The organism is Bacillus sp. X1(2014) (assembly GCF_007678255.1).
Genome location: NZ_VEED01000047.1, coordinates 1 through 2,242, shown reverse-complemented (window position 1 = coordinate 2,242; position 2,242 = coordinate 1). Strand labels below are relative to the sequence as shown.

The following is a 2,242-nucleotide window of genomic DNA, read 5'->3' as shown; positions in this document are numbered from 1 at the left end:
GCAGTAGCTCAGTGGTAGAGCTATCGGCTGTTAACCGATCGGTCGTAGGTTCGAGTCCTACCTGCGGAGCCATTTTTATGTAAACTAAGTTTAGCTGTGCTTCCATAGCTCAGTAGGTAGAGCACTTCCATGGTAAGGAAGAGGTCAGCGGTTCGAGCCCGCTTGGAAGCTTACCTATTTTAATAATAGTACGGCCCCTTGGTCAAGCGGTTAAGACACCTCCCTTTCACGGAGGTAACACGGGTTCGAGTCCCGTAGGGGTCACCATTTATATTCGGAGGATTAGCTCAGCTGGGAGAGCATCTGCCTTACAAGCAGAGGGTCGGCGGTTCGATCCCGTCATCCTCCACCATAATTTTATTATGTAAACCATATGCCGGGGTAGCTCAATTGGTAGAGCAACTGACTTGTAATCAGTAGGTTGGGGGTTCAAGTCCTCTCGCCGGCACTTTCTTTTTTAACTTTAATATGGAGGGGTAGCGAAGTGGCTAAACGCGGCGGACTGTAAATCCGCTCCCTCCGGGTTCGGCGGTTCGAATCCGTCCCCCTCCACCATTATATTTTTAAAAAAGATGGACATACTACTTATTATCACATCATTATTGGGCTATAGCCAAGCGGTAAGGCATCGCACTTTGACTGCGACATGCGTTGGTTCAAATCCAGCTAGCCCAGCCAGAGAGCCATTAGCTCAGTTGGTAGAGCATCTGACTTTTAATCAGAGGGTCGAAGGTTCGAGTCCTTCATGGCTCATATTAAAAAGAGTAAAAAACTTTGGATGATTTTCCAAAGTTTTTTTTTGTCTTTTTTTACGTATATTCATACATAATTTTGTCGAGTTGAGTCATCGGTATGAAAGCGGTTAAAATAGAATCATATTGGGGTAGGAGGAATTTATATGAACAAGCTTTCGATTATTGGTATGCCGATGGATTTAGGACAAATGAGACGCGGGGTGGATATGGGGCCAAGTGCGATTCGTTATGCTGGGGTTGTTGAACGCCTAAAGCCGCTATTTGATGAAATACATGATTTAGGGGATATTCCAATTGGAAGACCAGAAGTTGTAGTCGATAAAGAATCCAATTTACGAAATTTAGATTTAGTTGCCGAAAAAAGTGCCTTACTTGCTGAAAAGGTAGATGCAGCTGTAGAGTCTGGTGCATTCCCACTCGTTCTTGGCGGGGATCATAGTATCGCAATTGGTACTTTGGCAGGTGTATCTAAACATTATAAAAATCTTGGAGTAATCTGGTACGATGCCCATGGCGATTTAAATACTGCTGAAACAAGTCCATCAGGAAATATCCACGGAATGCCTCTTGCAGTCAGTCTCGGGTTAGGGCACAGCATGTTAACCGAGATAGGAGGCTATGGACCAAAAGTAAAACCCGAGAATGTAGTTATTATTGGTGCAAGAGCGCTGGATGATGGAGAAAAAGAGTTAATTAAAGAAATAGGTATCAAAGTTTATACTATGCATGAAATCGACAGGATGGGGATGGCTGCAGTAATGGAGGAAACGATCGCCTACCTTAAGGATAAGACAGATGGTGTTCATCTATCACTTGATTTAGATGGTTTAGATCCAAATGATGCTCCAGGAGTAGGCACACCAGTTATTGGTGGGATTAGTTACCGTGAAAGTCATCTTGCCATGGAGATGTTAGAAGAGGCAAAAATAATTACCTCCGCAGAATTCGTTGAAGTAAATCCTATTTTAGATGAAAAAAATAAAACAGCTAAAGTAGCTGTTGAGCTAATGGGCTCATTATTCGGGGAAAAATTATTATAAACGAAAACAGCTGCACATAATCTGAGAAGGGTTCCCTTTTGAAGTGCTTTCTTAAAAATACGTGCCGAAATGATAGTTGTATTGCACTCGTTATTGGTATATAAAAAGAGAAAGACTCGCCAAATTTTTAATTGGCGAGTTTTTTTATTAGGAATACAAAACCTTATTTAAATAAAACATCAACGTAATGCATTAAAATAAGATTCTCTTGGAGCTCACTCCTTTTTAAATAAGATGTCTTGAGCCTTAACCAAAGTAACCGGCAAAAGTAAAATAAACGGAGATTTTCCGGTTAAATGCAGAATGGAGCTCGTTTCGGGGTTGAGTCCGTATAATTGTGTAAAAAGAAAATGAGTCAAATTAATTCCTATTGTCAACAATGTTATCAGCGACGAAAACAATGTGGAGGAATTAATTATGACCCAATTACAGTTTAACCTAAATATT

At 41.1% G+C, this 2,242-nt stretch carries 1 protein-coding gene and 7 tRNA genes; all 8 read left to right on the top strand.

The genetic code is table 11. The features are described 5' to 3' along the window. The first annotated feature begins 98 nt into the window (after nucleotides 1-98). The 8 genes from FS608_RS29675 (at nucleotide 99) to rocF (ending at nucleotide 1,795) form a co-directional block, all read left to right on the top strand. Nucleotides 99-171, top strand: a tRNA-Thr gene (locus tag FS608_RS29675). A 21-nt stretch (nucleotides 172-192) separates the two neighbouring features. Beyond that, a tRNA-Glu gene (locus tag FS608_RS29670) sits at nucleotides 193-267 on the top strand. 9 nt (nucleotides 268-276) lie between these two features. Then, a tRNA-Val gene (locus FS608_RS29665) sits at nucleotides 277-352 on the top strand. A gap of 23 nt (nucleotides 353-375) precedes the next feature. Further along, nucleotides 376-448 (top strand) — tRNA-Thr (locus tag FS608_RS29660). A gap of 22 nt (nucleotides 449-470) precedes the next feature. Beyond that, nucleotides 471-555 (top strand) — tRNA-Tyr (locus FS608_RS29655). A gap of 48 nt (nucleotides 556-603) precedes the next feature. Then, a tRNA-Gln gene (locus FS608_RS29650) sits at nucleotides 604-678 on the top strand. 2 nt (nucleotides 679-680) lie between these two features. Beyond that, nucleotides 681-753 (top strand) — tRNA-Lys (locus FS608_RS29645). A 145-nt stretch (nucleotides 754-898) separates the two neighbouring features. Continuing rightward, nucleotides 899-1,795 carry an arginase gene (gene rocF / locus FS608_RS29640; RefSeq protein ID WP_144556145.1) on the top strand — a complete coding sequence of 299 codons (897 nt, stop codon included), beginning with the start codon at nucleotides 899-901 and terminating at the stop codon, nucleotides 1,793-1,795. Nucleotides 1,796-2,242: the final 447 nt, after the last annotated feature.

Bases quoted from the DNA above. Each gene is read 5' to 3' on its own strand.
- rocF (WP_144556145.1), top strand. From the start codon at position 899: ATGAACAAGCTTTCGATTATTGGTATGCCGATGGATTTAGGACAAATG.